General features: G+C 64.6%; 18 protein-coding genes. 6 read left to right on the top strand and 12 right to left on the bottom strand.

Features of this window, described 5'->3' with window-relative positions; all coding sequences use genetic code 11:
• Nucleotides 1-20: 20 nt before the first annotated feature.
• The 6 genes from FFS37_RS21080 to FFS37_RS21055 form a co-directional block, all read right to left on the bottom strand.
• Nucleotides 21-1,127, bottom strand: coding sequence for an ABC transporter substrate-binding protein (locus FFS37_RS21080; protein WP_137932899.1), 1,107 nt, complete (start codon nt 1,125-1,127; stop codon nt 21-23).
• A gap of 243 nt (nt 1,128-1,370) precedes the next feature.
• Complete coding sequence (locus tag FFS37_RS21075; RefSeq protein ID WP_137932898.1) at nt 1,371-2,543, bottom strand: iron-containing alcohol dehydrogenase; 1,173 nt, start codon at nt 2,541-2,543, stop codon at nt 1,371-1,373.
• Nucleotides 2,544-2,561: 18 nt separating this feature from the next.
• Nucleotides 2,562-3,950, bottom strand: a complete 1,389-nt coding sequence (locus FFS37_RS21070) for an aldehyde dehydrogenase family protein (protein WP_137932897.1) — start codon at nt 3,948-3,950, stop codon at nt 2,562-2,564.
• A 155-nt stretch (nt 3,951-4,105) separates the two neighbouring features.
• Complete coding sequence (locus FFS37_RS21065; RefSeq protein WP_137932896.1) at nt 4,106-5,476, bottom strand: glutamine synthetase family protein; 1,371 nt, start codon at nt 5,474-5,476, stop codon at nt 4,106-4,108.
• A gap of 87 nt (nt 5,477-5,563) precedes the next feature.
• Complete coding sequence (locus FFS37_RS21060) at nt 5,564-7,126, bottom strand: amino acid permease (protein ID WP_137932895.1); 1,563 nt, start codon at nt 7,124-7,126, stop codon at nt 5,564-5,566.
• Between the two features lie 21 nt (nt 7,127-7,147).
• Entirely contained in the window at nt 7,148-7,966 is an 819-nt protein-coding gene (locus FFS37_RS21055) for an N-formylglutamate amidohydrolase (RefSeq protein WP_137932894.1), read from the bottom strand.
• 137 nt (nt 7,967-8,103) lie between these two features.
• Between FFS37_RS21055 and FFS37_RS21050 the strand changes: the two genes are divergently transcribed.
• The 3 genes from FFS37_RS21050 (at nt 8,104) to FFS37_RS21040 (ending at nt 13,419) form a co-directional block, all read left to right on the top strand.
• Nucleotides 8,104-8,931: a MurR/RpiR family transcriptional regulator gene (locus FFS37_RS21050; RefSeq protein WP_137932893.1), complete on the top strand. Its 828-nt coding sequence runs from the start codon at nt 8,104-8,106 to the stop codon at nt 8,929-8,931.
• Between the two features lie 196 nt (nt 8,932-9,127).
• The gene (locus tag FFS37_RS21045; protein ID WP_137932892.1) at nt 9,128-10,291 is read left to right on the top strand and encodes an efflux RND transporter periplasmic adaptor subunit; all 1,164 of its coding nucleotides are present in this window, start codon (nt 9,128-9,130) and stop codon (nt 10,289-10,291) included.
• Nucleotides 10,288-13,419 (top strand): efflux RND transporter permease subunit, encoded by a 3,132-nt coding sequence (locus FFS37_RS21040; protein WP_137932891.1) that lies wholly within the window; start codon nt 10,288-10,290, stop codon nt 13,417-13,419. The genes FFS37_RS21045 and FFS37_RS21040 overlap by 4 nt, the downstream gene beginning before the upstream one ends.
• Nucleotides 13,420-13,426: 7 nt before the next feature.
• Here the strand turns inward: FFS37_RS21040 and FFS37_RS21035 are convergent, their stop codons facing one another.
• The 6 genes from FFS37_RS21035 to FFS37_RS21010 all read right to left on the bottom strand — a co-directional run bounded on the left by FFS37_RS21035 (nt 13,427) and on the right by FFS37_RS21010 (nt 19,334).
• Nucleotides 13,427-13,837 carry a GtrA family protein gene (locus FFS37_RS21035; RefSeq protein WP_137932890.1) on the bottom strand — a complete coding sequence of 137 codons (411 nt, stop codon included), beginning with the start codon at nt 13,835-13,837 and terminating at the stop codon, nt 13,427-13,429.
• Nucleotides 13,834-14,652 carry a ChbG/HpnK family deacetylase gene (locus FFS37_RS21030; protein WP_137932889.1) on the bottom strand — a complete coding sequence of 273 codons (819 nt, stop codon included), beginning with the start codon at nt 14,650-14,652 and terminating at the stop codon, nt 13,834-13,836. Before FFS37_RS21030 ends, FFS37_RS21035 begins: the two co-directional genes overlap by 4 nt.
• Nucleotides 14,649-15,632, bottom strand: a complete 984-nt coding sequence (locus FFS37_RS21025) for a glycosyltransferase family 2 protein (protein WP_137932888.1) — start codon at nt 15,630-15,632, stop codon at nt 14,649-14,651. The genes FFS37_RS21030 and FFS37_RS21025 overlap by 4 nt, the downstream gene beginning before the upstream one ends.
• Complete coding sequence (locus FFS37_RS21020) at nt 15,625-16,791, bottom strand: glycosyltransferase family 87 protein (protein ID WP_137932887.1); 1,167 nt, start codon at nt 16,789-16,791, stop codon at nt 15,625-15,627. The genes FFS37_RS21025 and FFS37_RS21020 overlap by 8 nt, the downstream gene beginning before the upstream one ends.
• Before the next feature lie 207 nt (nt 16,792-16,998).
• A complete protein-coding gene (locus tag FFS37_RS21015; RefSeq protein WP_137932886.1) occupies nt 16,999-18,036 on the bottom strand; it encodes a zinc-binding dehydrogenase in 1,038 nt (345 codons plus the stop codon).
• 56 nt (nt 18,037-18,092) lie between these two features.
• On the bottom strand, nt 18,093-19,334 hold the full coding sequence (locus tag FFS37_RS21010) for an acyl-CoA dehydrogenase family protein (protein ID WP_137932885.1): 1,242 nt from the start codon (nt 19,332-19,334) through the stop codon (nt 18,093-18,095).
• A gap of 120 nt (nt 19,335-19,454) precedes the next feature.
• Between FFS37_RS21010 and FFS37_RS21005 the strand changes: the two genes are divergently transcribed.
• The 3 genes from FFS37_RS21005 to FFS37_RS20995 are packed head-to-tail and all read left to right on the top strand — an operon-like array spanning nt 19,455 to nt 21,826.
• Nucleotides 19,455-20,270 carry an SDR family oxidoreductase gene (locus tag FFS37_RS21005; RefSeq protein ID WP_137932884.1) on the top strand — a complete coding sequence of 272 codons (816 nt, stop codon included), beginning with the start codon at nt 19,455-19,457 and terminating at the stop codon, nt 20,268-20,270.
• A 39-nt stretch (nt 20,271-20,309) separates the two neighbouring features.
• Complete coding sequence (locus FFS37_RS21000) at nt 20,310-20,795, top strand: MaoC family dehydratase (protein WP_269750916.1); 486 nt, start codon at nt 20,310-20,312, stop codon at nt 20,793-20,795.
• Nucleotides 20,792-21,826 (top strand): phosphotransferase family protein, encoded by a 1,035-nt coding sequence (locus tag FFS37_RS20995; protein ID WP_137932883.1) that lies wholly within the window; start codon nt 20,792-20,794, stop codon nt 21,824-21,826. The genes FFS37_RS21000 and FFS37_RS20995 overlap by 4 nt, the downstream gene beginning before the upstream one ends.
• Nucleotides 21,827-21,830: the final 4 nt, after the last annotated feature.

Genomic DNA, 21,830 nt, shown 5'->3' with positions numbered 1-21,830 from the left:
CGCCCGGTGGATTTCAAGTCTTACTTGACGTTGGCGCCGACAACGGCGTCCCAGTTCTTGCTGATGGCTTCCTTGGCCTTGCCCTGCTCGTCGAGCGTCGGGAAAGCGGCCGAGGCATAGGATTCTGCCGGCGGCAGCTTGGCCAGCACGTCCGCCGGGATCTTGCCGTTCTTGGCGAGATCGTTGAAGCGGATCGGGTGGCAATAGCCCTTCAGCCAGCCGATCTGGCCTTCGTCGGAATAGAGGTATTCCATCCAGAGCTTGGCGGCGTTCGGATGCGGCGCGTAGGCGCTGATCGCCTGCACGTAGACACCGGCGACAACGCCGGTCTTCGGCACGACGACGTCGACGGGCGGGTTGCCCTTCAGCGTGTCGCGACCGGCGAGCGCGTTGTAGTCCCAGTTGATCAGGATCGGGGTCTGGCCCTGGGCGAGCGTGGCAGGCTTGCCGACGACCGGAACGAAATTGCCGGCGGCATTGAGCTTCTTGAAGAAGTCGAGGCCAGCGGTGCCGGCGGCTTCGCCAGCGGCGGCGCCCGTCGAAAGGCCGGCGGCGTAGACCGCCTGGATGGCCTGGTTCGAAGCGCGCGGGTCACCGGCGAGTGCGACCGAGTTGGCGAATTCCGGCTTCAGGAGATCAGCCCAGTCCTTCGGCGATTCCTTGACCAGGTCCTTGTTCACCATGAACGACAGCACGCCGTAATAGTCGCCGTACCAGGCACCGTCGGCATCCTTGGCGCTGTCCGGGATGGAGTCCCAGGTCGACACCTTGTAGGGCATCAGCAGGCCGTCGGCCTTGGCGGTCGGACCGAAGGACAGGCCGACGTCGATGACGTCGGGAGCCTGCGGGCCCTTGTTGTCCTTGTTGGCCTTGATCGCCTCGACCTCGTCGCCCGAGCCGGCGTCCGGGTTGAGTTCGTTGATGGTGATTTCCGGATACTTCGCCTTGAAGCCGGCGATGACGTCGCCGTAACCGCACCAGTCATGCGGCAAGGCGATCGTGGTGAGCTGGCCTTCCGCCTTCGCGGCCTTGACGAGATCATCCAGCGAAGCCGCGGACGAAATCATCGACGACACCATGAGGGTCGCGGCCGAAAGGGAAAGCACTTTCCCCGTGAATTTGAACATGTGTTCTCTCCGTTGAACTGACGCCGTTGGACGCCTGCGATCCGGTATCGTTTTCATGTGACAGCCAGATGAAAGCTTTGTGAAACCGGCAGCCCGCAGTGCGAAAAAGTAAACTCTTTTTAACCTGATGTAGCAATTGGCCGGCGAATCTTTTTCCGGCTAATGAGTTTCTGCCTTGCCCTTCATCGCCTCCCCTGGTTTCCCTGCCCCATTTTCAGATCAACTCGATGCGCGAAAAACGCCTCAGACGGTGCCGGCGATGGCGTTTTCAAGCAAGGTCAGCGCCGCCTTCTTGGTCAGCTTGACCGGATTGCCCCCGGCGGTCGGATCGACCACGGCCATGTCGGCGATCAGCGCCTTGCGCTTCTTGTCCATGTCGAGCCCCTTGATCAGGCCCGGAAGCGCGTGCGGCACCTTCAATTCCTTGCGCAGCTTGATGATGGCCTTGGCAAAGCCGTCGAAGCCGCCCTTGATGCCGCAATAGGCGGCGAGCCGGGCAATGCGCTCCTCGATGGAGTCACGGTTGAAGGCCAGCACATAGGGCATGAAGACCGCATTGGTCATGCCGTGGTGGGTGTCGTAGAGGGCGCCGATCGGATGCGACAGCGAGTGGATGGCGCCGAGCCCCTTCTGGAAGGCCGTGGCGCCCATGGCCGCTGCGCTCATCATATGGGCGCGCGCGACGAGATCCTTGCCGTTGGCGAACGCCTTCGGCAGGTTCTCAAACACCAGCCTGACGCCTTCAACCGCAATGCCGTCGGCCATCGGATGGTAACCCGGCGCGCAATAGGCCTCCAGGCAATGCGCGAGCGCGTCCATGCCGGTGCCGGCCGTGATGAAGCCCGGCATGCCGACCGACAGCTCCGGATCGGCGATCACGATCGCCGGCAGGAGCTTCGGATGGAAGATGACCTTCTTGGTGTGGGTTTCCTCGTTGGTGATGACGCCGGCGCGGCCGACTTCCGATCCGGTGCCGGCAGTGGTCGGCACCGCGATGATCGGCGCGATCGCGTCCGAATTGGCGCGCGTCCACCAGTCGCCGACATCCTCGAAATCCCAAACCGGCCGCGTCTGCCCGGCCTGGAAGGCGATCAGCTTGCCGAGGTCGAGCGCGGAGCCGCCGCCGAAGGCGATGACGCCGTCATGCTTGCCCTTCTTGAACACGGCGATGCCGGCGGTCAGGTTCGACTCGACCGGGTTCGGCCTCACTTCCGAGAAGACGCCATAGGGAATCTTGGCGTCGTCGAGGATCTTCAGCGTCGAGGCCACGACGGGTAGCTTGGCCAGGCCCGGATCGGTGACGAAGAGCGGCCGCTTGATGCCGGTCGCCGCCAGCACATCAGGCAATTCCGTGATGCGGCCCGCGCCGAAGCGGACAGTGGTGGGGTAGTTCCATTTCGAGATGAGCTTGGACATGGCTTGTCTTTCCAGAAATCAGATGGCTTCGCGCAGGTGGAAGGATTTCGGCCGGGTCAGATTGTCGTAGCCGATGGCCGACAGCGCTGCGCCCTTGCCGGTGTCCTTGACGCCGGTCCACACCAGCGCCGGGTCGAGGTAATCGCAGCGGTTCATGAACACCGTGCCGGTCTCGACGCGGTCGCCGATGGCGATGGCGTGCTCGGTGTCGCGGGTCCAGATCGAGGCGGTCAGGCCGTAGGGGCTGTCATTCATCAGCGCGATCGCCTCTTCGTCGTTGCGCACCTTCATGATGCCGACGATCGGGCCGAAGCTTTCCTCGCGCATGACGCTCATCTGGTGGTCGACCCCGGTGAGCACTTCCGGCGCCAGATAGGGCGAGCCGGCCTTGTCATTAGCCACCTTCATGTTGATGTGGGCCTTGGCGCCCTTGCGCAGCGCCTCCGCCTTCTGCTCGCGGATCAGGTCAGCGAAACGCGCCTGCGCCATCGGCCCCATGGTCGTCGCCTGCTCCAACGGATTGCCGACGACATAATTCCTAGTCTCGGCGATAAAGCCTTCCACGAACTCGTCATAGACCTTCTCGTGCACATAGACGCGCTCGATGCCGCAGCAGCACTGGCCGGAATTGAAGAAGGCGCCGTCCACCAGATTGGCGACGGCATGATCCATCTTGGCGTCCGGAAGCACATAGGCCGGGTCCTTGCCGCCAAGTTCGAGCCCAAGCGACATGAAGGTGCCGGCCGCCGCCTTCTCGATGGCGCGGCCGCCGCCGACTGAACCAGTGAAATTGACGTGGTCGATCTTGCCGGAGCCGAGGAGTTTCTCGGTCTGGGCATGGTTGAGGACCACATTCTGGAAAACACCCTTGGGCAGCCCGGCCTTTTCGAACGCCTGGGCGAAGCGCTCGCCCACCAGCAGCGTCTGCGCCGCATGCTTGAGGATCACGGTGTTGCCGGCCATCAGCGCAGGCACGATGGTGTTGACGGCGGTCAGATAGGGATAGTTCCATGGCGCTATCACCATCACCACGCCCAGCGGATCCTTCTTCACATACCGGCGGAAGCCATCCTTCGGGTTGGACGCCGGCACGGATCTCAGCGCCTGCTCGGCGATCTCGACCATGTAGTTGGTGCGTTCCTTGACGCCGCCGAACTCGCCGCCATAGCGCACCGGACGCCCCATCTGCCAGGCGATCTCCGGCACGATCTCGTCAGTCATGGCGACCAGCGCCTCGAGCATCGCAAGCATGTATTTGCCGCGCTCGGCGATCGGCACCTGAGCCCATTTCTCTTGCGCCGCCCTGGCGCGCTCGACCGCGGCATTGATCGCCTGGTCAGTTGCGACAGGCCGCTCCGCATAGACCGATCCGTCGATGGGGGTGATGAGTTTGACCGTTTCGGCCATTTTGCAAGTCCTCGCATTCTGAAACAAAAATCACATGGCCGGGTCGCCCCGGCGGGCAACATTCTCCTCGCGGGGAGAATGTTACAGCCCTGCGCTCCTATAGCGGCCCCTTGCCGGGACCGGTAGGGAGCGTGCCGCTCAAAGCGGCAGACAGACTAGTACCGCTCGAACCCTCTGTGCAGTTCCCAGTCCGTAATACGGCGGTCGTATTCGAACTGCTCCCATTTCGCCGTGTGGACATAGTGCTCCAGCACATCCTCGCCGAGCGCCTGCTTCAGCATCTTCGACCTTGCCAGCGTCTCCGTCGCGTCGCGCAGCGTCTTCGGGATCTCCGGCAGGCGTGAAGCCTGGTAGGCATCGCCGACGAAAGGCTTCTGCAATTCCAGCTTCTCGTCGATGCCGGCAAGGCCGGCCGCGATCAGCGCCGCGAAAGCCAGATACGGATTGAGGTCGGCGCCGCCGATGCGGCATTCCATGCGGATGCCCTTGGTGCCCTCGCCGCACAGGCGGAAGCCGGCGGTGCGGTTGTCCTCGCTCCACATGATCTTGGTCGGCGCGAAAGTGCCGGCCTGGAAACGCTTGTAGGAGTTGATGTAGGGCGCCAGGAACCAGGTGAATTCCTTGGCGTATTTCAACTGCCCGGCCGCCCATTGCTGGCCAAGGGTCGAGAGTGTCCACTCGGCCTTCTTGTCGAAGAACAGCGGCGTCTTGCCGTCGGCGCTCCACAGCGAATTGTGGATGTGGCTGGAATTGCCGGCCAACCCGTAATTGTACTTTGACATGAAGGAGATCGCCTTGCCTTCGGACTCCGCGATTTCCTTGGCGCCGTTCTTGAGGATGACATGGCGGTCGGCCATGTCGAGCGCCTCGGCATAGCGCACATTGATCTCTTCCTGGCCCGGGCCCCATTCGCCCTTCGAATTCTCGATCGGGATGCCGGCGGCTTCCATCTCGTTGCGAAGCCGGCGCATGACGCCTTCTTCCTTGGTGGTGATGCCGATCTGGTAGTCACCGATATAGGGCGAAGCCGTCTCGAGGCCCTGCCAGTGCTTCTTGCGGGCGGAATCGTAGGTCTCGTTGAACAGGTAGAATTCGAGCTCGGAGGCGAAATAGCCGATATAGCCGCGTTCCGTGAGCCGCTTGACCTGCCTCTTGAGCATCGCGCGCGGCGAATGCGGCAGGTCGTCATGGGTGTGGTGGTCGAGTACGTCGCAGATGACCAGCGCGGTCTTCTCCAGCCAAGGGATGCGTCGCAGCGTGGCAAGGTCGGGCTTCATGACGAAATCGCCGTAGCCCTTCGACCAGCTTGCCGCCTTGTAACCCGGCACCGGCTCCATATCGATGTCGGCGGCCAGCAGATAGTTGCAGCCATGCGTTTCGTCATGCGCGGAATCGACGAAATACTGCGCCAGGAAACGCTTGCCCGCGAGCCGGCCCTGCATGTCGACGATGCAGGCCAGAACCGTGTCGATCTCGCCATTGGAGACCGCTTTCTTCAACTGATCGAACGAGAAATTTCCGGCCATTCCTTTGGCGCTCCAATGCTTGGTCGTTGAAAGGGAGAAACGAAACCATGGCCGGCGCTATGCCGGCCATGGCCTTGACGATGCGTATCAGTGTCCGCCGGTCTCGCCGACCGCCTGTTCGGCCGCCTTGATCGCCGCCTGACGGGCCGCGATGATGTCGCCCAGCGGCGGCCCCTGGAAGCGGTTGCGCTCGAAGGCGAACCAGACGATCGCCGTCAGGATGAAGAAGCCGACGGTGATGTAGAGCGCCCAGTCGTTTGGCGGCTGGATGCCGATGACGAAGATGAGGATCATCGACACGATCGACAGGAACGCGAACAGCATGAACACGCCGCGCCCCATGTTCCATGGGCCCATCTTGTCCCACTTCGGCGTTCCCCAGGCCATCATGCCGAGCACGATCGGCACGGTGAACGACAGGAACAGGAAGATGACGGTGCAGGACACCACGATGGTGTAGGCCGAAGTACCGGCGACCGACACGACCGACGAGCCCCAGACGAACAGCACCGACAGGATCGCCGCCGTCCAGATCGCGGCCACCGGCGTGCGATAGGTCGGGCTGACCTTGGCCAGCGCCGACGAACCCGGCAGGCCGCCATCACGCGAGAAGGCGAAGATCATGCGCGAAGCCGACGTGACGGTCGCGAGACCGCACAGAAGCTGCGCCACGAAGACCACAAGGTAGACGAACTCCTTGAGACCGGAAGGAACGCGCTGGTCAAAGGCCCAGAAAAACACATTCCAGCCCTGCTTGGCGGCATCGTCCATGTTCGGGATCATCAGCACGAAGGCGGCCAGGAACAGGTAGCCGAACAGCGCCGACCACACGACCGACATCACCATGGCGCGCGGCACGGAAGACGCCGCCTTGATGGTTTCCTCGGAAGTGTGCGCCGAAGCGTCGTAGCCGGTGATGGTGTAGATCGGCAGCAGCAGGCCGAGGGCGAACACCCATGCGTTCGAGACCTGGGGCCAGACACCGCCGCCGGCGTCACCCGAGTAGTTGTGGAAGGTGAAGAGACGGCCAAAATCCCAGGTCTGGGCAAAGGCCAGGCACACCACCGCGATGAGGATCGAGCCGAAGAAGATCAGATAGCCCGAAAAGTCGGTGAGCTTCGCGGTCAGCTTGATGCCGAGATGGTTGATCAGTGCCTGGGCGCCGGTGATGACGACCAGGAAGATCATCTGGTTGGTCAGCGAGCCGTCGATCCCGAGTGCCGGCCCGAAAGCGCCGATGAAGAATGTCCAGGTGCCGACATTGATGGCGCCGAGCACGGTGATCAGGCCGAGCAGGTTGAGCCACGCCGTCACCCAGCCGGTGCCGCGATTGCCGAGGATCGAACCCCAGTGGTAGAGGCCGCCGGCGGTCGGATAGGCCGAACTGATCTGCGACATGGCGACAGCGAAGGTCAGCGAGACGAAACAGCCGACCAGCCAGCCGATGCCGACGCCGATGCCGCCGGCGCCCGACGTGCCCTGCGCCAGCGAATTGATGCCGCCCGACAGGATGCAGATGATCGAGAAGGAAACCGCGAAATTCGAGAAGCGGCTGAGGCGCCGCTCCAATTCCTGGGCATAGCCCATGCTGTGGAGGTGTTTTACATCCTCCGCCTTGTCAACGTCGGAATAGCCCGGTGTGGTTGCCATGTTGAAGTCCCCTGTTGGTTCTTAGCTGGCCGATTGTACTGACTTTCCCATTGCGCTTTGTCGGGAGCCCCTGGCCTCCTCGGGCTCCAGATTCGAAAAGATGCCTGTGAGCAGATCCGCCCATTTCCGCTGCCCGGTCTCGCCGGAGATTTCGTCATTGCGGATTTCGATCATCGCGCAGGGCAGCCCGCGCGAGCGCGCATGCCGTTCCAGCGTGAAATAGACGCGGTCGGCAGGCGAATAAGGTTCGTTGACACCGACGGTGACGCCGGCAAGACGCCCGAGCGCGCCAATCAGCGGCGCCGCCAGGCGACGGTCGTCATCATGAATGATGCCGATGTGCCAGGGCCGGTTGCGGCCCTTGTAGACCGGGGTGAAGGAATGGACGGAAACCAGCCAGGTCTCCTGCCCGCGCGCCAGCCTGTCCTCGATCAGGCGCTCGATGGCGGCATGGAAGGGCTGCCAGGACAGGGCAACCCGTGCGGCGCGCTCCTTGTCGGAAAGGCCTGTATTGCCGGGAATGGCCGTGGTCTCGCTGACTGGCGGCACAAGGTCCGGCGCGTCGAGTGGGCGGTTGCAGTCGATGACGAGGCGCGAAATGCGCGTTTCGACCAGCGTGGCGTCGAGCGCCCGCGCCATACGCATTGCCACCGGCAACGCACCCGGATCCCAGGCTATGTGCCGGGAAAGATCCCCGGCCGCGAGGCCGAGCGTGCCGAATTCAGCCGGCAGGAAATTGGAAGCATGGTCGCAGGTGAAGACGAAGGGGCTCGGCCCGTCCGGGTTCGTCACCCCCACGGTTTCAGACGATGCAAGGCTGGCGGGCCGCGCTGTCTTCATAGTCCTGCCGTTCCCCGGGAGCGCTGTATCGTATGTTACGTATTTTGCGTCATTGCGTCCCTGCGGATGATTTCATACAGTTTATCAGGCTTTGTCAAATGCGATCTCATGGGCCAGGCCGGTGTATGGGGGAAAAGATGATTTCCAGTATTGCCGAACTGATCGCCGACCGTATCGGCAGCATGCCGGCGGGGGAGCGGCGCGCGGCCCAGACGCTGATCGCCTCTTATCCGATGATCGGCCTGAAGACAGTCGCGGAGTTCTCGGCGGCGGCCGGCGTGTCGTCGCCGACGATCCTGCGCTTCGTCGCCCGGCTCGGCTTCCAGAACTATCCCGAGTTCCAGTCGAACCTGCAGGATGAACTGGCGGCGCAATTGCAGTCGCCGGCGATACGCACGCTCAATCCGCCCTCGCCCGGCGGCGGCACAGCGTCGCCGATGCTGGAGGCGACGCTCGACAACATGCGCGAGACATTCAGGCATCTGTCGGACAGGCAGCTCGCCGACATCGCGGCCAGGCTTGCCGAGCGGCGGGGCAAGACATTTCTGATCGGCGGCCGCTTCACCGACCCGCTGGCCCGCTACATGGCGGCCCACCTCGCCATCGTCCAGCCCGATGTCGTCCACCTTGCCGGACAGGAGAGCATGTGGCGCGACCGCCTGATCGACATGGGCAAGCGCGACGTGCTGGTCATCTTCGACATCAGGCGCTACCAGGACAGCCTCGTGCGCTTCGCCGAGAAGGCGCATCAGCGCGGCGTGCAGATCGTGCTGTTCACCGACCAATGGCTGTCGCCGATCGCAAGATTTGCCCGCCATGTCATCGCCGGACGCACGGCCGTGCCGTCCGCATGGGATTCCTCGGCCGCGCTTTTTGTCGTCGCCGAAACGCTGATCGGCGCCGTCACCAGGCAGCTCGACGCCAACGGCGCCCGCCGCATCCGCGAGATGGAAGGCCTGCGTTAGCAGGTCTTTCCGCGACAACCAGGTCCGCCCCGACAGGGCCTCGCGACTTCACGTTACCGAGATTTAATGTGCACGATCGCGTGATAATTGCCATAAACCGCTGATATCGGGGCGTAGCTGGACTTCGCCGCCAGCCCACATCGTCGCCGTGCCGCTCCATCGCGAATGGGCTGACGATGCAATAGCCGGAGTGTCGATGCGGACCTGGAAACAAATCGTTTTTGCGCTTGTCATCGTGGCGGCAGCCGCGTTCGCCTGGGCGCGCTTCTATCCCGGAGCGCCCGAAGTGCTCGCACGCTGGGGTCTCGACTGGGCCGTCGCCGCGACGCCGCCAGCGACTGGAGACAAGGCGGCCGGCGCCGCGCAGGCCGGCCGCGACCGCTCAAGCCAGGTTGCGACCATCGTCGCCACACCGGCCGGCACCGCCACCATCAACGACCGCCTGCAGGCGATCGGCACCGGCCGCGCCAACGCTTCGGTGACCGTCAATCCCTACAGCTCCGGCCGTCTTGCCGAACTGCTGGTCGAATCCGGCAGCCATGTCGACGAGGGACAGATCATCGCGACGCTCGATTCCGAAACCGAGATCATCGCGCAGGACCGGGCCAAGCTCGCCTTGCAGGATGCGCAGTCCAAGCTCGACCGGGTCAAGTCGCTGCGCGCGTCCAATGCCGCGACGCCGGTCGCGGTAGCCGATGCGGAAGTGGTGCTGGCGGGCGCGCAACTGGCGCTGAGGGATGCCGAACTTGCCTTGCAGCGCCGTTCGATCCTGGCGCCGATATCGGGCACGGTCGGCATCCTGCCGATCTCGGCCGGCAACTATGTGACCAATCAGTCCACGATCGCCACGCTCGACGACCGCACCTCGATCCTGGTCGATTTCCAGGTGCCCGAGCGCTTTGCCGCCGCCGTCAGGGTCGGCGCGCAATTGACCGCGACGCCGATCGCCAATCCGAGCAATGCCTATACCGGCACCATTTCGGCCATCGACAACCACATCGACGAGAAAAGCCGCACGCTTCTGGTCAAGGCCAAGATCGCCAATCCCGCCGATTCGCTGCGCGCCGGCATGTCGTTCGGCATCACCATGAAATTCCCCGGCGATACCTATCCCGCCGTCAGCCCGCTGGCGATCCTGTGGGGGACGGACGGCGCTTATGTCTGGCAGATCGAGAATAGCAAGGCCCGGCGCGTGCCGGTGCGCATCATCCAGCGCAACACCGAGACCGTGCTGATCGATGCCGAACTCGAAAGCGGCGACATGGTGGTCACCGAAGGCACGCAAAGCGTGAGCGAGGGCGGTGAAGTCCGCATCGCCGGGCAGGACCAGCGCGCCGCCAAAACCGCCGAAGGCTCATGACCAGCACTGTAAACGCCGCCAGCGATACCGGCTTCACCGCCCTGTTCATCCGCAGGCCTGTCATGGCGCTTGTGTTGAACGTCCTGATAGCCGTTGCCGGCCTTGCGGCCTTCTATGGCGTCGAGGTCCGCGAACTGCCCGACGTCGACCGCGCCGTCGTCACCGTCTCCACCACCTTCGTGGGCGCGGCGGCCGAAACGGTCGATCGCGAACTGACCGATACCATCGAAGGCGCCGTCGCCCGCGTCTCGGGCGTCAAGTCGATCTCGTCTTCCTCTTCTTTCGGCTCGAGTCGCGTCACCATCGAATTCAACGACGGCGTCGATCTCAATGTCGCCGCTTCCGATGTGCGCGATGCCGTCGGCCGCGTCGCCAACCAGATGCCGACCACCGCCGATCCCCCGCGCATCGTCAAGGCCGACGCCAATTCCGACGCGGTCATGCGGCTGGCGGTGACCTCCGACAGCATGTCGATCCAGGACATGACCGTCGTCGTCCAGGACCAGATCGAGGACGAACTGGCCGCCGTGCCCGGCGTCGCCGACGTCCAGGTCTATGGCGACCGCGACAAGATCTTCCGCATCGATGTCGACCAGAACAAGCTCGCCAGCCTCGGCTTCACGGTCGCCGATCTCAGGGCCGCGCTTGCGTCCGTCGCCTTCGATTCCCCGGCAGGTTCGATCACCACGACCAATCAGGACCTGATCGTGCGCACCACGGCCGACGTCACCACGCCGGCCGAATTCGAAAGCCTGATCATCGGTGGCACGACGCGCATCCGCGACGTCGCCACCGTGACGCTCGGCCCCGATGTCGGCCAGACGGCGCTGCGTTCCGACGGCAAGACCGGCATCGGCATCGGCATCATCCGCCAGGCGGAATCGAACACCCTGGATATTTCGACCGGCGTTCAGGCCGCCGTCGCCAAGCTGCAGCAGAACCTGCCTGCGGGCATGTCGATCAAGATCACCAGCGACGACGCCGTCTTCGTCAATGGCGCGGTGCACGAGGTCGAGATCGCGCTGGCGCTTTCCGTCTCCATCGTGCTGATCGTCATCTATGCCTTCCTTCTCGACTGGCGCGCCACGCTGATCCCGGGCCTGTCGATGCCGGTCGCCATGATCGGCACCATCGCTGCCATCTATCTCGCCGGCTTTTCCATCAACATCCTGACGCTGCTTGCCCTGGTGCTGGCGACCGGCCTGGTCGTTGACGACGCCATCGTCGTTCTGGAAAACATCGTGCGGCGGCGCAACGAGGGCATGGGGCCGCGCGCGGCCGCCGTGCTTGGCGCACAGGAAGTGTTCTTCGCCGTCGTCGCCACGACGCTGACGCTGGTCGCCGTTTTCGTTCCGATCTCGTTCCTGCCCGGCCAGACCGGCGGCCTGTTCCGTGAATTCGGCTTCGTGCTCGCCATATCGGTGCTTCTGTCCTGCGTGGTCGCGCTGACGCTTTGCCCGATGCTGGCCTCGCGCATGCTGACCAGCGCGTCGCTCCATCACGAAGGGGGCCACGGCATCGGCGCGCGCATTGGCGGCGTGCTCAACGCAGGCTACAAGCGCGCCCTGCACGCATGCCTCGCCGCGCCATGGATCGTGGTTCTGGTCGCGGTGCTTTTTGCCGGCATCGCCTTCACCCTGTTCGGCACCATCCGCCAGGAACTGACGCCGACCGAGGACCGCGCCGCCGTGCTGCTGCGCATCAGCGCCCCGCAGGGCGTCAGCCTCGACTATACGACCGAGCAGATGCAGAAGATCGAGCGCCTGATCCAGCCGCTGCGCGAGTCCGGCGAGATCCGCGCCACCTTCGAGAATGCCGGCCAGAACGGCTCCTACAATTCCGGCTTCATGGTGATGACGCTGGCGCCGTGGAACGAGCGCAGCCGCAGCCAGCAGGAGATCATGGCCGAGATCATCCAGTTGACCAAGCAGGTGCCAAGCGTGCGCATCTTCCCGGTGCAGCCCAACAGCCTCGGCATCCGCGGCGCCGGCAACGGCCTGCAATTCGCGCTGGTCGGCAATAACCGCAAGGCGCTTGGCGATGCCGCGGTCAGGATCATCGCCGAGATGCAGAAGGACCCGCGCTTCCAGACGCCGCGCCTGTCGATCGACCCGACGCAGCCGCAGCTGGCCGTCGCCATCGACCGCGAGCGCGCCTCCGACCTCGGCATCGACATAACAGGCCTCGCCAACACCTTGCAGGCGATGCTCGACGGCAACGACGTCGTCGACGTCTACATCGCCGACCGCAGCTACGGCGTGAAGCTGGTTTCGACCACCAACCCGATCAACGATCCGACCGATCTGGAGAATATCTTCCTGAAAACGGCCGATGGCCGCTTCGTGCCGATGTCGACCATCGCCACCTTGACAGAGCGCGCCGTGCCGCCTTCGCTCACGCGTGAGCAACAGCAGCCGTCGGTGGCCATCACCACCAACCTTGCCGGCGATTTCGCGCTCGGCGACGCGTTGAGCCGCGCCGAGCAAATCGCCACGCCGCTGCTGCCGGCGGGCAGCCGCATCCTGCCATTGGCCGAGGCCGCCACACTGGGCGAAACCAACAGCGCCATGATCACCATTTTCGGCTTCGCGCTGGTCATCATCCTGCTGGTGCTGGCCGCGCAGTTCGAAAGCTTCGTCAGCGCGGTCATCATCATGGCAACGGTGCCGCTCGGCCTTGCCTGCGCGATCTTCGCGCTGCTGCTGTCGGGCACCAGCCTCAACGCCTACAGCCAGATCGGCCTGGTGCTTCTGGTCGGCGTCATGGCCAAGAACGGCATCCTGATCGTCGAGTTCGCCAACCAGCTTCGCGATCGCGGGCTTGGCGTGCGCGAGGCGATCGAGCAGGCCTCGATCATCCGCCTGCGGCCGGTGATGATGACGATGATCTGCACCGTGCTCGGTGGCGTGCCGCTGGTGCTGGCCGCGGGTGCTGGCGCCGAGGCGCGCGTGGCGCTGGGCTGGGTCATCGTCGGCGGGCTGGGGCTGGCCACGGTCTCGACGCTGTTCCTGACCCCGGTCGCCTATCTCCTGCTTGGCCGTTTCGTCACGCCGAAGGCCCATGAGGAGGCGCGCCTGAAGCGCGAGCTGGAGGAAGCCGCCTACGTCAACGTGGAACCCGCGCAGTAGCCTGTCTCTATCTGGAGAGCCGGCCTTCGATCGACCAGCGCGCGGCGAGGAAATTCAGCACCGCCGCGACGATGACGCCGCCGACCTTTGCCGGCCACACCCCGGCGATGCCGGCGAAGACAGCGATCGACAGGCTGGAGACGCCGAGCGAAATCAGCGCTCCGAGCGACACGAAGCGCAGGAACGCGTCCCGCAGCCGGATGGCATGGTTGCGCTCGAACGACCAGAACCCGTTCGCCACAAACGAAAAAACGACGGCGATCGACCAGGAGACGATATTGGCGGGCAATGGCGGGACGTGAAGCTTGAGCAGCAGGAAGAAACCGGCAAGGTCGATCGCCGTGTTCACGAGCCCGACGATGGCGAAGCGCACGATCTTGCTGCCGGTCGAACGCCCGGGCTGGTCGGCGCCGCTCATCCCCTGCCATCCCTGATCTCGACCCCGGCCCGGGCCAGGCTCGCGCCAAACGCATCCGAGGCCAGGACAGAGAATTCCACCTCGCGCACGCTCTGCATCGGATCGCGTGCGCGCAGCGTTTCATCGACATGGCCGGGATGACACATGAACAGGCCTCTTTCCGGCAATGTGTCGACAGCGGCCTGCAGCAGCGGCGCAAACCGGTCGGGCTGCTTCCAGTCGTAGATGCCGGTGAGCGGCTCCATGACCGTGAAGCCGGCACGCGCCATCGACCGGTTGAAGCCGGCGGCCACGGCGGCGATTGCCGCGATCTTCGGCGCGACGGCGGCGTCGCCCAAGGCCGGGGAGCCGCGCAATGGCGGCCTCCCGGCGCTTTCGGAAAAACGCGTCCGAAGCCATTTACGGACCACGGGCAGGAAATGCACATGCTGGTGCCCGTCGATGAAGTCGGGCTGACGGCCGAGCGCTTCGACGAAGCGACTGTGCTGAGCGTCGAGTTCGGCATGGACGTCCCGCTCGTCGACCCGCCCGCGCACGAAGGGCAAGGCGAGCGAACCGAGCGGCGGCAGCCGGCCTTCCGGCGCCAGGCTCGACCGGCCCGTCACAGCCGGCTGGTCGGTCAGGGTCAGGTGCAGCCCCACCGCCGCCCGGCCACACAGCGGCCTTATCCGGTTTGCCGCCTCCTCCCATTCCCCGAAGCCGGTCATGCAGCTGGTGCCGGTCAGGCGCCCGCGCTCCAGAAGATCAAGGATCGCCGCCGAGACACCAGGCGCCAGCCCGTAGTCATCGGCGATAAGGCGGATACGCCGCGTCATATCCCGGGCGCGCCCGGCAGCTTCGCGGGGGCCTCGCCGCGCACCACATCGCGCACGATATAGACCGGCCGGTCCTTGCTTTCCGAGAGCGTCACCCAGACATATTCGCCGATCAGCCCGAGCAGGGTCAGGTTGAGGCCGCCGAGCAGCACGACGGCGACCAGCAGGCTGGGATAACCCGGAACGGCGATGCCGTAGAAGATCACCTCGAAGAACACCTTGGCGCCATAGACGGCGCCCGCAAGCGCCGCCAGCAATCCGCTGAGGCTGATCAGGCGCAATGGAATGACGGAAAACGACGTGAACCCTTCCAGCGAGAACGCGATCAGGTTGAGCCGGCTCCATTTCGAGGTGCCGCTGGCGCGGTTTTCCGGCGAATAGGGTATCGCCTTCTGGCGGAATCCTGCCCAGGCGAACAGGCCCTTGTTGAAGCGCCGCTTGTCGCGCAAGGTGGCGATCGCGCGCGCCACGGAGCCGCGCATGACGCGGAAATCCCCGGCATTCTCGGGGATGTCGAAACGCTGGCTCGAATTGATCAGGCTGTAGAAAAGCCGCGCCAGCTGGCTGCGCCGCCAGCTCGCCTCGCGCCGGTCATTCTGCGCATAGACGACGTCGATCTCCGGGTCGTCGACCAGTTCGGTGATCATCTTCAGGCTGATGTCCATGGAATGTTGCAAGTCCGAATCCATGATCAGCACCATGTCGCCACGCGACTGGTCGAGGCCGGCGAGCACCGCCACCTCCTTGCCAAAGTTCCGGCTGAGCCGCACGATCTCCCACGAACCCGACAGCGCCTGCGAAAACCGCGCGACGCTGTCATCGCTGCTGCCGTCATCGACCAGGATCTTGTGCATGCTCATGCCGAAACGTTGAGACACGGCGGCCTCGAGCTTATCCAGCAAGCCGGCGAAAGCCGATGCCGATTGAGCCTCGTTCAGGAACGGCGCGACGACATCGAGAACAGGCCGCGATTCAGCCATTTGCCACAGGCCCCTCATTCATCACCTTGCTCCGTGCCTTGGCCCAGAACCACCAGATCAGGAAACCGGCAATGGCGGTGACCGCGATCGGCCGGAACCAGGGATAGAAGAATTCATGCATGTGGCGTTCGACGCTGGTCAGCCCCGTCAGAAACAGGACCGCCGACAGCACCGAGGCTGGCATGCCGCCGCGCTCCTCGCGCCACAACAAGGCGATTGCGAGGCCGGCGGGCACCGCGATCATGGCATAGGTGTTGGGTTCGACGCGCGGGTTGAAGACACACATGTAGAACGCGGCCGTCAGGAAGATGGCGAGACCAGCCATTCCCCGTTCGAGCTTGCGGTCGAACCACAGCACGGCCGAAAGCGTGAACAGCGCCATGACCATGCGTATGATCGTGGCGCCGAAATCCGGGATGGGCAGGCCGATCCTCGTGAAGGGCGCGGTGAAGTCGGTGGGCACGAAATGGCTGGCGTTGTCGACCGCCATCGAGGTCAGCATCCCGGCGAACACGCGATACTGCTCGTTGAGATAGGCTGCGGGGGCGAAAGCGTAGGGCAGAACGAGCACGAACAGCACCGCCAGCACCAGCAACGGAATCAGCCGCGGGCGCAAGGCTCCGACCAAAAGTAACATGATGATGGCGGTCGGCTTGGCGATGATGGCGACCGACGCCCAGAAGAAGGCTTCGGCGCGCCGCCCTTCAAGCGCCGTGAGCGTGAGCAGCCAGCAGGCGCCGGTCAAAAGGATCGTCGCCTGGCCGTTGCGGATCGCGCCCAGCGCCATCGGCAACGCAAGGAACAACCCGAAGGAAAGCAGCCACGGCAACTCCGAGCCGCCGAGCTTGCGAGCCTGCCGCATCGCCGCGAAGGTCAGCACCGAAAAGCCGACAATGTGCCATATGAGGCCGCCCAGGTGCGGGCCGAGCTTGAACAGCGGGATGTAGAGCGCGGCAAAGGCCGGCGCGTAGAGATATCCCATCTCGGACTGGACATTGTAGAGCGGCCCGCCGGCCAGGAATTGCTGGCTGCCATATCTATAGGCCGGCAGGACCGAGCGCGTGTCGGGCGACAGCAGGACCAACACGAGAACGACCAGGAACGCCCCGATCCACAGGCCAAGTCCCAAACGGTCGAAAACCGGCTTGGACATCGTCATCAAAGGCACCCCATACCACTCTACACCGGGCCTTTGCCCGCACTGCCCGGCATTTCGATGGCGGCATATCACGGACGAAGCGAAATGGCATAGGGGCTGAGCGTCACCGCCATCAACTTCGCGTTCCGCCCCGCAAGTCCCGCCCTCGCGAGGCAACAGCCTGGAAACGCCTGCGAGAGCCCCGGCTCTCGCATACCGGGAAGGGCATCAGGGCCGGATGAAGACCTTGCCGTTGGGCTTGGCGAGTTCCCCCGGCAACCGCGCCATGGCTTCCGCCAGCGGCACGACGGCTGTCACGTCGGTCGACCAGCGCCCGTCGGAAAAACGCTTCTGCGCCTCCAGGATCGCCGGACCGCGCCGGTCTTTGAACTGCCGCATCCACTCGCTCAGCCAGAAGCCTTCGATGTGCTTGTGCTGGAAGATCAGCTGGCCCGGTTCGCGGATGACGGTGGCATCCGGATCGAGCCGGCCGTAGATGATCCAGCGCGCACGCTTCGGCATGGCGTTGAAGATGGCTGACGCTAGCGGCCCGGTGACCGCGTCGAGGAAGATGCGCGGTTGCTCGGCCTTTATCACCTCGCGCAACGTGGCCTCGAAATCCGCCGCCTTCTCGTTGAGCACGTGGGCGGCGCCGATCTCCTTCAGGAGCGGGATCTGCTCGTCGCGGCGCACGGTCACGATCGGCCTGTATCCTTCCCCCCTGGCGAGACCGATGATCAGCTTGCAGAGCTGGCTGGCGCCGGCGGTCATGACGAAGGCCTTTTCGCCGTCCTGTTTGACGATGTCGAACATGGCGATCGCGGTCAGCGGATTGACGATCATCGCCGCGCCATCCTCGTCGCGCACGGTGTCCAGGAGCGGAATGCAGGCCGCCGCCTCGGCAATGGCGTATTGCGCCCACGAGCCCCAGTTGCTGAGCCCGGTGGCGAAGGCGATCCGCTTGCCCACCAGGCTCTTGGAATAGGGCTCGTCGCCGCCGGCGACGACCGTGCCGACACCCTCGAAGCCGGCCGGCCGGCCCTTGACCCGCGGCTGGCCGTACTGGCCCTTGATGAAGGCCACATCGGACGGATTGATCGAGGCCAGGCTGACCTTGATCAGCACTTGCGTTGGTCCGGGCGACGGCACGGCAGTCGAGCCAGGCTCCAGATAAGGTTCCGTCGCCTCCAGCACGCTGCCGCTCGGCGTCCTGGTGTAGCCGTCGCCGACCAGGAGAAGCGCTTTCATTTCGGCGGGGATGGTCATTGGTGACACTCCTTGTTTGTCGGGCGCAAAGACCGTGCGGCTGATGGAGTTGCCGCTCAGACCCTTTCCTGCGTGTACTTCCTCAGTTCCGTGCGCGCCACCTGCCTGCGGTGCACGGCATCCGGCCCGTCCGCGAGGCGCAATGTTCTCAGATGTGTCCAGGAGCGGGCAAGCGGCGTGTCCTGGCTGATGCCTTGCGCGCCGAACATCTGCACCGCCTCGTCCGTGACCCTCAGGGCGACGCGTGGTGCGATCACCTTGATCTGGCTGATCCAGGGCGCGGCCGCGCGCGCGTCGCCCTGGTCGATCATCCAAGCCGCCTTGAGGCAGAGCAACCGGGCCATCTCGATCTCCATACGGCACTCGGCGATGATGTCGAAATTGGCGCCGAGCTTCGCCAGCGGCTGGCCGAAGGCCTCGCGCCGGACCGAACGCTGGCACAGCATCTCCAGCGCCATCTCCGCCTGGCCGATCGCGCGCATGCAATGGTGGATGCGGCCCGGCCCAAGCCGGCCCTGCGCGATCTCGAACCCCCTGCCCTCGCCCAGGATCAGGTTGGAAGCCGGTATCACCACATTGTCGAAGCGAAGATGCATGTGGCCGTGCGGCGCGTCATCGTCGCCATAGACCTGCATGGCCCGGATCTTGGTCACGCCCTTGGTGTCCGACGGTACCAGGATCATCGAGTGGCGGCGATGCTGCGGTTCCTCGTCGCCGCCGGTCCTGACCATGACGATATAGATGGCGCAGCGCGGATCGCCGGCGCCCGACGCCCACCATTTCTCGCCGTTGAGCACATAGTCGCCGCCCCGGCGCTCGCAGCGCATCGCGATGTTGGTGGCGTCGGAGGAAGCGACATCCGGCTCGGTCATCAGATAGGCCGACCGGATTTTTCCCTCGAGCAGCGGCGCGAGCCAGTCCCGCTTGTGGTCGGCCGAGCCGTAGCGCTCCAGAACTTCCATATTGCCGGTGTCGGGCGCCGAACAGTTGAAGGTCTCGGCGCCGAGATGCGCCTTGCCCATCTCTTCCGCCAGATAGGCATATTCGACGGTGGACAGGCCGTAGCCGCGTTCGGAACCGGTCAGCCAGAAATTCCAAAGCCCGCGCTCCCTGGCGGTCTTCTTCAGCCCTTCGAGGATCTCGCTCTGGCGTGCCGTATAGACCCAGCGGTCGCCGGCCTTGCCCACTTCGCCCAGGAACTCCCTGTCGAGCGGCATGATCTCGTCGCGCACCATGGCCGCCACGCGTGCGTGGATCGGCTTCAGCCGCTCGGTCATGCCGAGATCCATCTGCGTCATCGCTCGCTAACCCTTCATGCATGCCAGGCATTTTGCCTGTGGCAAGGATGACCGTACTTCGGCTAGCCTTGTCAACGCGGACTCTTTGCCCAGACACGGGCGAAGCCGCGGGGGATTGCCATGAGTTATCTGGACGAGCTGTTTTCGGTAACCGGCAAGACCGCCCTGGTGACGGGTGCCGCGACGGGCATCGGCCGCATGGCGGCTACCGCGCTGGTCAGGGCCGGCGCCAGCGTGATGATCGCTTCGCGCAAAGGCGAGGACTGCGTGAAGGTCGCGGCAGAGCTGAACGGGCTCGATGCTTCCGGCCGGGCCGAGGGATTTGCCGGCGATGTCTCCAGCGAGGCTGGAATTGCGGCGCTGGTCGGCGAGGTCAAGGCGCGCACCGGCAAACTGGACATACTGGTCAACAATGCCGGCGTGTCCTGGGGCGCACCGATCGAGAGCTTCCCCTATTACGCCTGGGCCAAGGTGCTCGGTGTCAATGTCACCGCCGTCTTCCACCTGACGCGCGAGCTGCTGCCGCTGCTGGAGGCCGCCGCGAGCGACGCCGATCCGGCCCGGGTGATCAATCTCGGCTCGGTGATGGGCACGCAGCCGCTGGCCGACGACGCCTATTCCTACACCGCGTCCAAGGCTGCCGTGCATCATCTGACGCGTACTCTGGCGCTGGAATTCGCCGCCCGGCGCATCACCGTCAACGCCTTTGCCCCCGGGCCCTTCCAGAGCCGCATGACCGCCTTTGCCACCGGCACCGAAGAACAGGCCCGGCATGTCGGCGGGCATGTTCCGATCGGCCGCATCGGCGCACCGGATGACATTGCCGGCGCAACGCTCTATTTGTGCAGCCGTGCAGGCAGTTATGTCACCGGCGCCATCCTGCCGATCGATGGGGGACAGTCGGTGCAGCATGGACTGACTCTCTTCAAGGAATGACATTTGCCGGCCACAGAAGCCGGCGGTGAACTGGAGGACATGAGCGTGGAACCGATCAGTCTCGATGTGCTTCTGGCCAGCGTCGGCAAGGAGGTCGGCGTCTCGCCCTGGCGCGTGGTGACGCAACGCATGATCGACCAGTTCGCCGACGCCACCGACGATCACCAGTTCATCCACTGCGATCCGGAACGGGCCAAGCGCGAGACGCCGTTCGGCGGCACGATCGCGCATGGCTTCCTGTCGCTGTCGCTGCTGTCGGCAATGACGTTCGAGACCATGCCGCCGCTGGAAAACAGCAAGATGGGCGTCAATCATGGCTTCGATTCGCTGCGCTTCCTGGCGCCGGTGAAGACCGGTTCGCGCATCCGCACCCATTTCGTGCTGGCCGATGTCAAGGTCAGGCCGTCCGGCTGGGTGCAGACGGCGCATGACGTGACGATCGAGATCGAGGGGTCGAAAAAACCGGCGCTTACCGCGCGCTGGCTGACGCTGACCCTGATCGAACGCCAGCCAGAGACCGCATGAGCGACCCGAACGCGCTCGATCAGGCGGCGCTCGCGCCCTACCTCGAGGCGCATATCCCCGGCTTTTCCGGGCTTCAGGCCGTCGAGAAATTCAAGTCCGGCCAGTCTAACCCGACCTATCTCATCACGGCGGCGAGCGGCCGCTACGTGCTGCGCGCCAAGCCGCCGGGACAATTGCTGAAGTCGGCACATCAGGTCGATCGCGAATTCACTGTCATGACGGCGCTCGCCGGCACCGCCGTGCCGGTGCCGCGGATGCTGCACCTGTCGGCAGAGACCTCGCCGATCGGCCGCATGTTCTACGTCATGGAATTCGTCGAGGGCCGTATCTTCTGGGATCCAGCGCTGCCCGAGGCGCGCGGCAATGACGAACGCGCGGCGATCTACGACGCCATGAACGGCACGCTCGCGGCCTTGCACGGCGTCGATGTCGAAGCCGTCGGGCTCGGTGATTTCGGCCGTCCCGGCAATTATTTCGAGCGGCAGCTGACCCGCTGGACCAGCCAGTACCGCGCCTCGGAAACCGGCGCCATTGCCGACATGGACAGGCTGATCGCCTGGCTCGAGACACATTTGCCGGCCGATGACGGGCTCGTTTCGCTGGTGCATGGCGACTACCGGCTGGACAATCTGATCTTCGCGCCGGACCGGGCAGAGGTGCTGGCGGTGCTCGACTGGGAATTGTCGACCATTGGCCACCCTTTCGCTGATATCGCCTATCAATGCATGCAATGGCGCCTGCCGCATGCATCCGGCTTTCGCGGCCTGGGCGGCATCGACCGCCGTTCACTCGGCCTGCCTGCCGAAGAGGACTATGTCGCCGCCTATTGCCGGCGGCGCGGGCTCACGGGCATCGGCAACTGGACCTTCTTCCTTGCCTTCTCCTTTTTCCGGCTGGCCGCGATCTGCCAGGGTGTCTACAAGCGGGCGCTGGACGGCAATGCCTCCAACCCCGACAAGGCGAAAACCTATGGCGAGGCGGTGAAACTGCTCTCGCATCTCGCGGCCGGGCTGATCGACAAGCAGACATGACGGG

The sequence above is a fragment of the Mesorhizobium comanense genome, from assembly GCF_005503535.1.
GTDB lineage: Bacteria > Pseudomonadota > Alphaproteobacteria > Rhizobiales > Rhizobiaceae > Mesorhizobium > Mesorhizobium comanense.
This window is presented reverse-complemented; position numbering and strand designations above follow the sequence as displayed.

Coding starts and splice junctions, on each gene's coding strand:
- FFS37_RS21080 (WP_137932899.1), bottom strand. CDS start 1,127: ATGTTCAAATTCACGGGGAAAGTGCTTTCCCTTTCGGCCGCGACCCTC.
- FFS37_RS21075 (WP_137932898.1), bottom strand. CDS start 2,543: ATGTCCAAGCTCATCTCGAAATGGAACTACCCCACCACTGTCCGCTTC.
- FFS37_RS21070 (WP_137932897.1), bottom strand. CDS start 3,950: ATGGCCGAAACGGTCAAACTCATCACCCCCATCGACGGATCGGTCTAT.
- FFS37_RS21065 (WP_137932896.1), bottom strand. CDS start 5,476: ATGGCCGGAAATTTCTCGTTCGATCAGTTGAAGAAAGCGGTCTCCAAT.
- FFS37_RS21060 (WP_137932895.1), bottom strand. CDS start 7,126: ATGGCAACCACACCGGGCTATTCCGACGTTGACAAGGCGGAGGATGTA.
- FFS37_RS21055 (WP_137932894.1), bottom strand. CDS start 7,966: ATGAAGACAGCGCGGCCCGCCAGCCTTGCATCGTCTGAAACCGTGGGG.
- FFS37_RS21050 (WP_137932893.1), top strand. CDS start 8,104: ATGATTTCCAGTATTGCCGAACTGATCGCCGACCGTATCGGCAGCATG.
- FFS37_RS21045 (WP_137932892.1), top strand. CDS start 9,128: ATGCGGACCTGGAAACAAATCGTTTTTGCGCTTGTCATCGTGGCGGCA.
- FFS37_RS21040 (WP_137932891.1), top strand. CDS start 10,288: ATGACCAGCACTGTAAACGCCGCCAGCGATACCGGCTTCACCGCCCTG.
- FFS37_RS21035 (WP_137932890.1), bottom strand. CDS start 13,837: ATGAGCGGCGCCGACCAGCCCGGGCGTTCGACCGGCAGCAAGATCGTG.
- FFS37_RS21030 (WP_137932889.1), bottom strand. CDS start 14,652: ATGACGCGGCGTATCCGCCTTATCGCCGATGACTACGGGCTGGCGCCT.
- FFS37_RS21025 (WP_137932888.1), bottom strand. CDS start 15,632: ATGGCTGAATCGCGGCCTGTTCTCGATGTCGTCGCGCCGTTCCTGAAC.
- FFS37_RS21020 (WP_137932887.1), bottom strand. CDS start 16,791: ATGACGATGTCCAAGCCGGTTTTCGACCGTTTGGGACTTGGCCTGTGG.
- FFS37_RS21015 (WP_137932886.1), bottom strand. CDS start 18,036: ATGACCATCCCCGCCGAAATGAAAGCGCTTCTCCTGGTCGGCGACGGC.
- FFS37_RS21010 (WP_137932885.1), bottom strand. CDS start 19,334: ATGACGCAGATGGATCTCGGCATGACCGAGCGGCTGAAGCCGATCCAC.
- FFS37_RS21005 (WP_137932884.1), top strand. CDS start 19,455: ATGAGTTATCTGGACGAGCTGTTTTCGGTAACCGGCAAGACCGCCCTG.
- FFS37_RS21000 (WP_269750916.1), top strand. CDS start 20,310: ATGAGCGTGGAACCGATCAGTCTCGATGTGCTTCTGGCCAGCGTCGGC.
- FFS37_RS20995 (WP_137932883.1), top strand. CDS start 20,792: ATGAGCGACCCGAACGCGCTCGATCAGGCGGCGCTCGCGCCCTACCTC.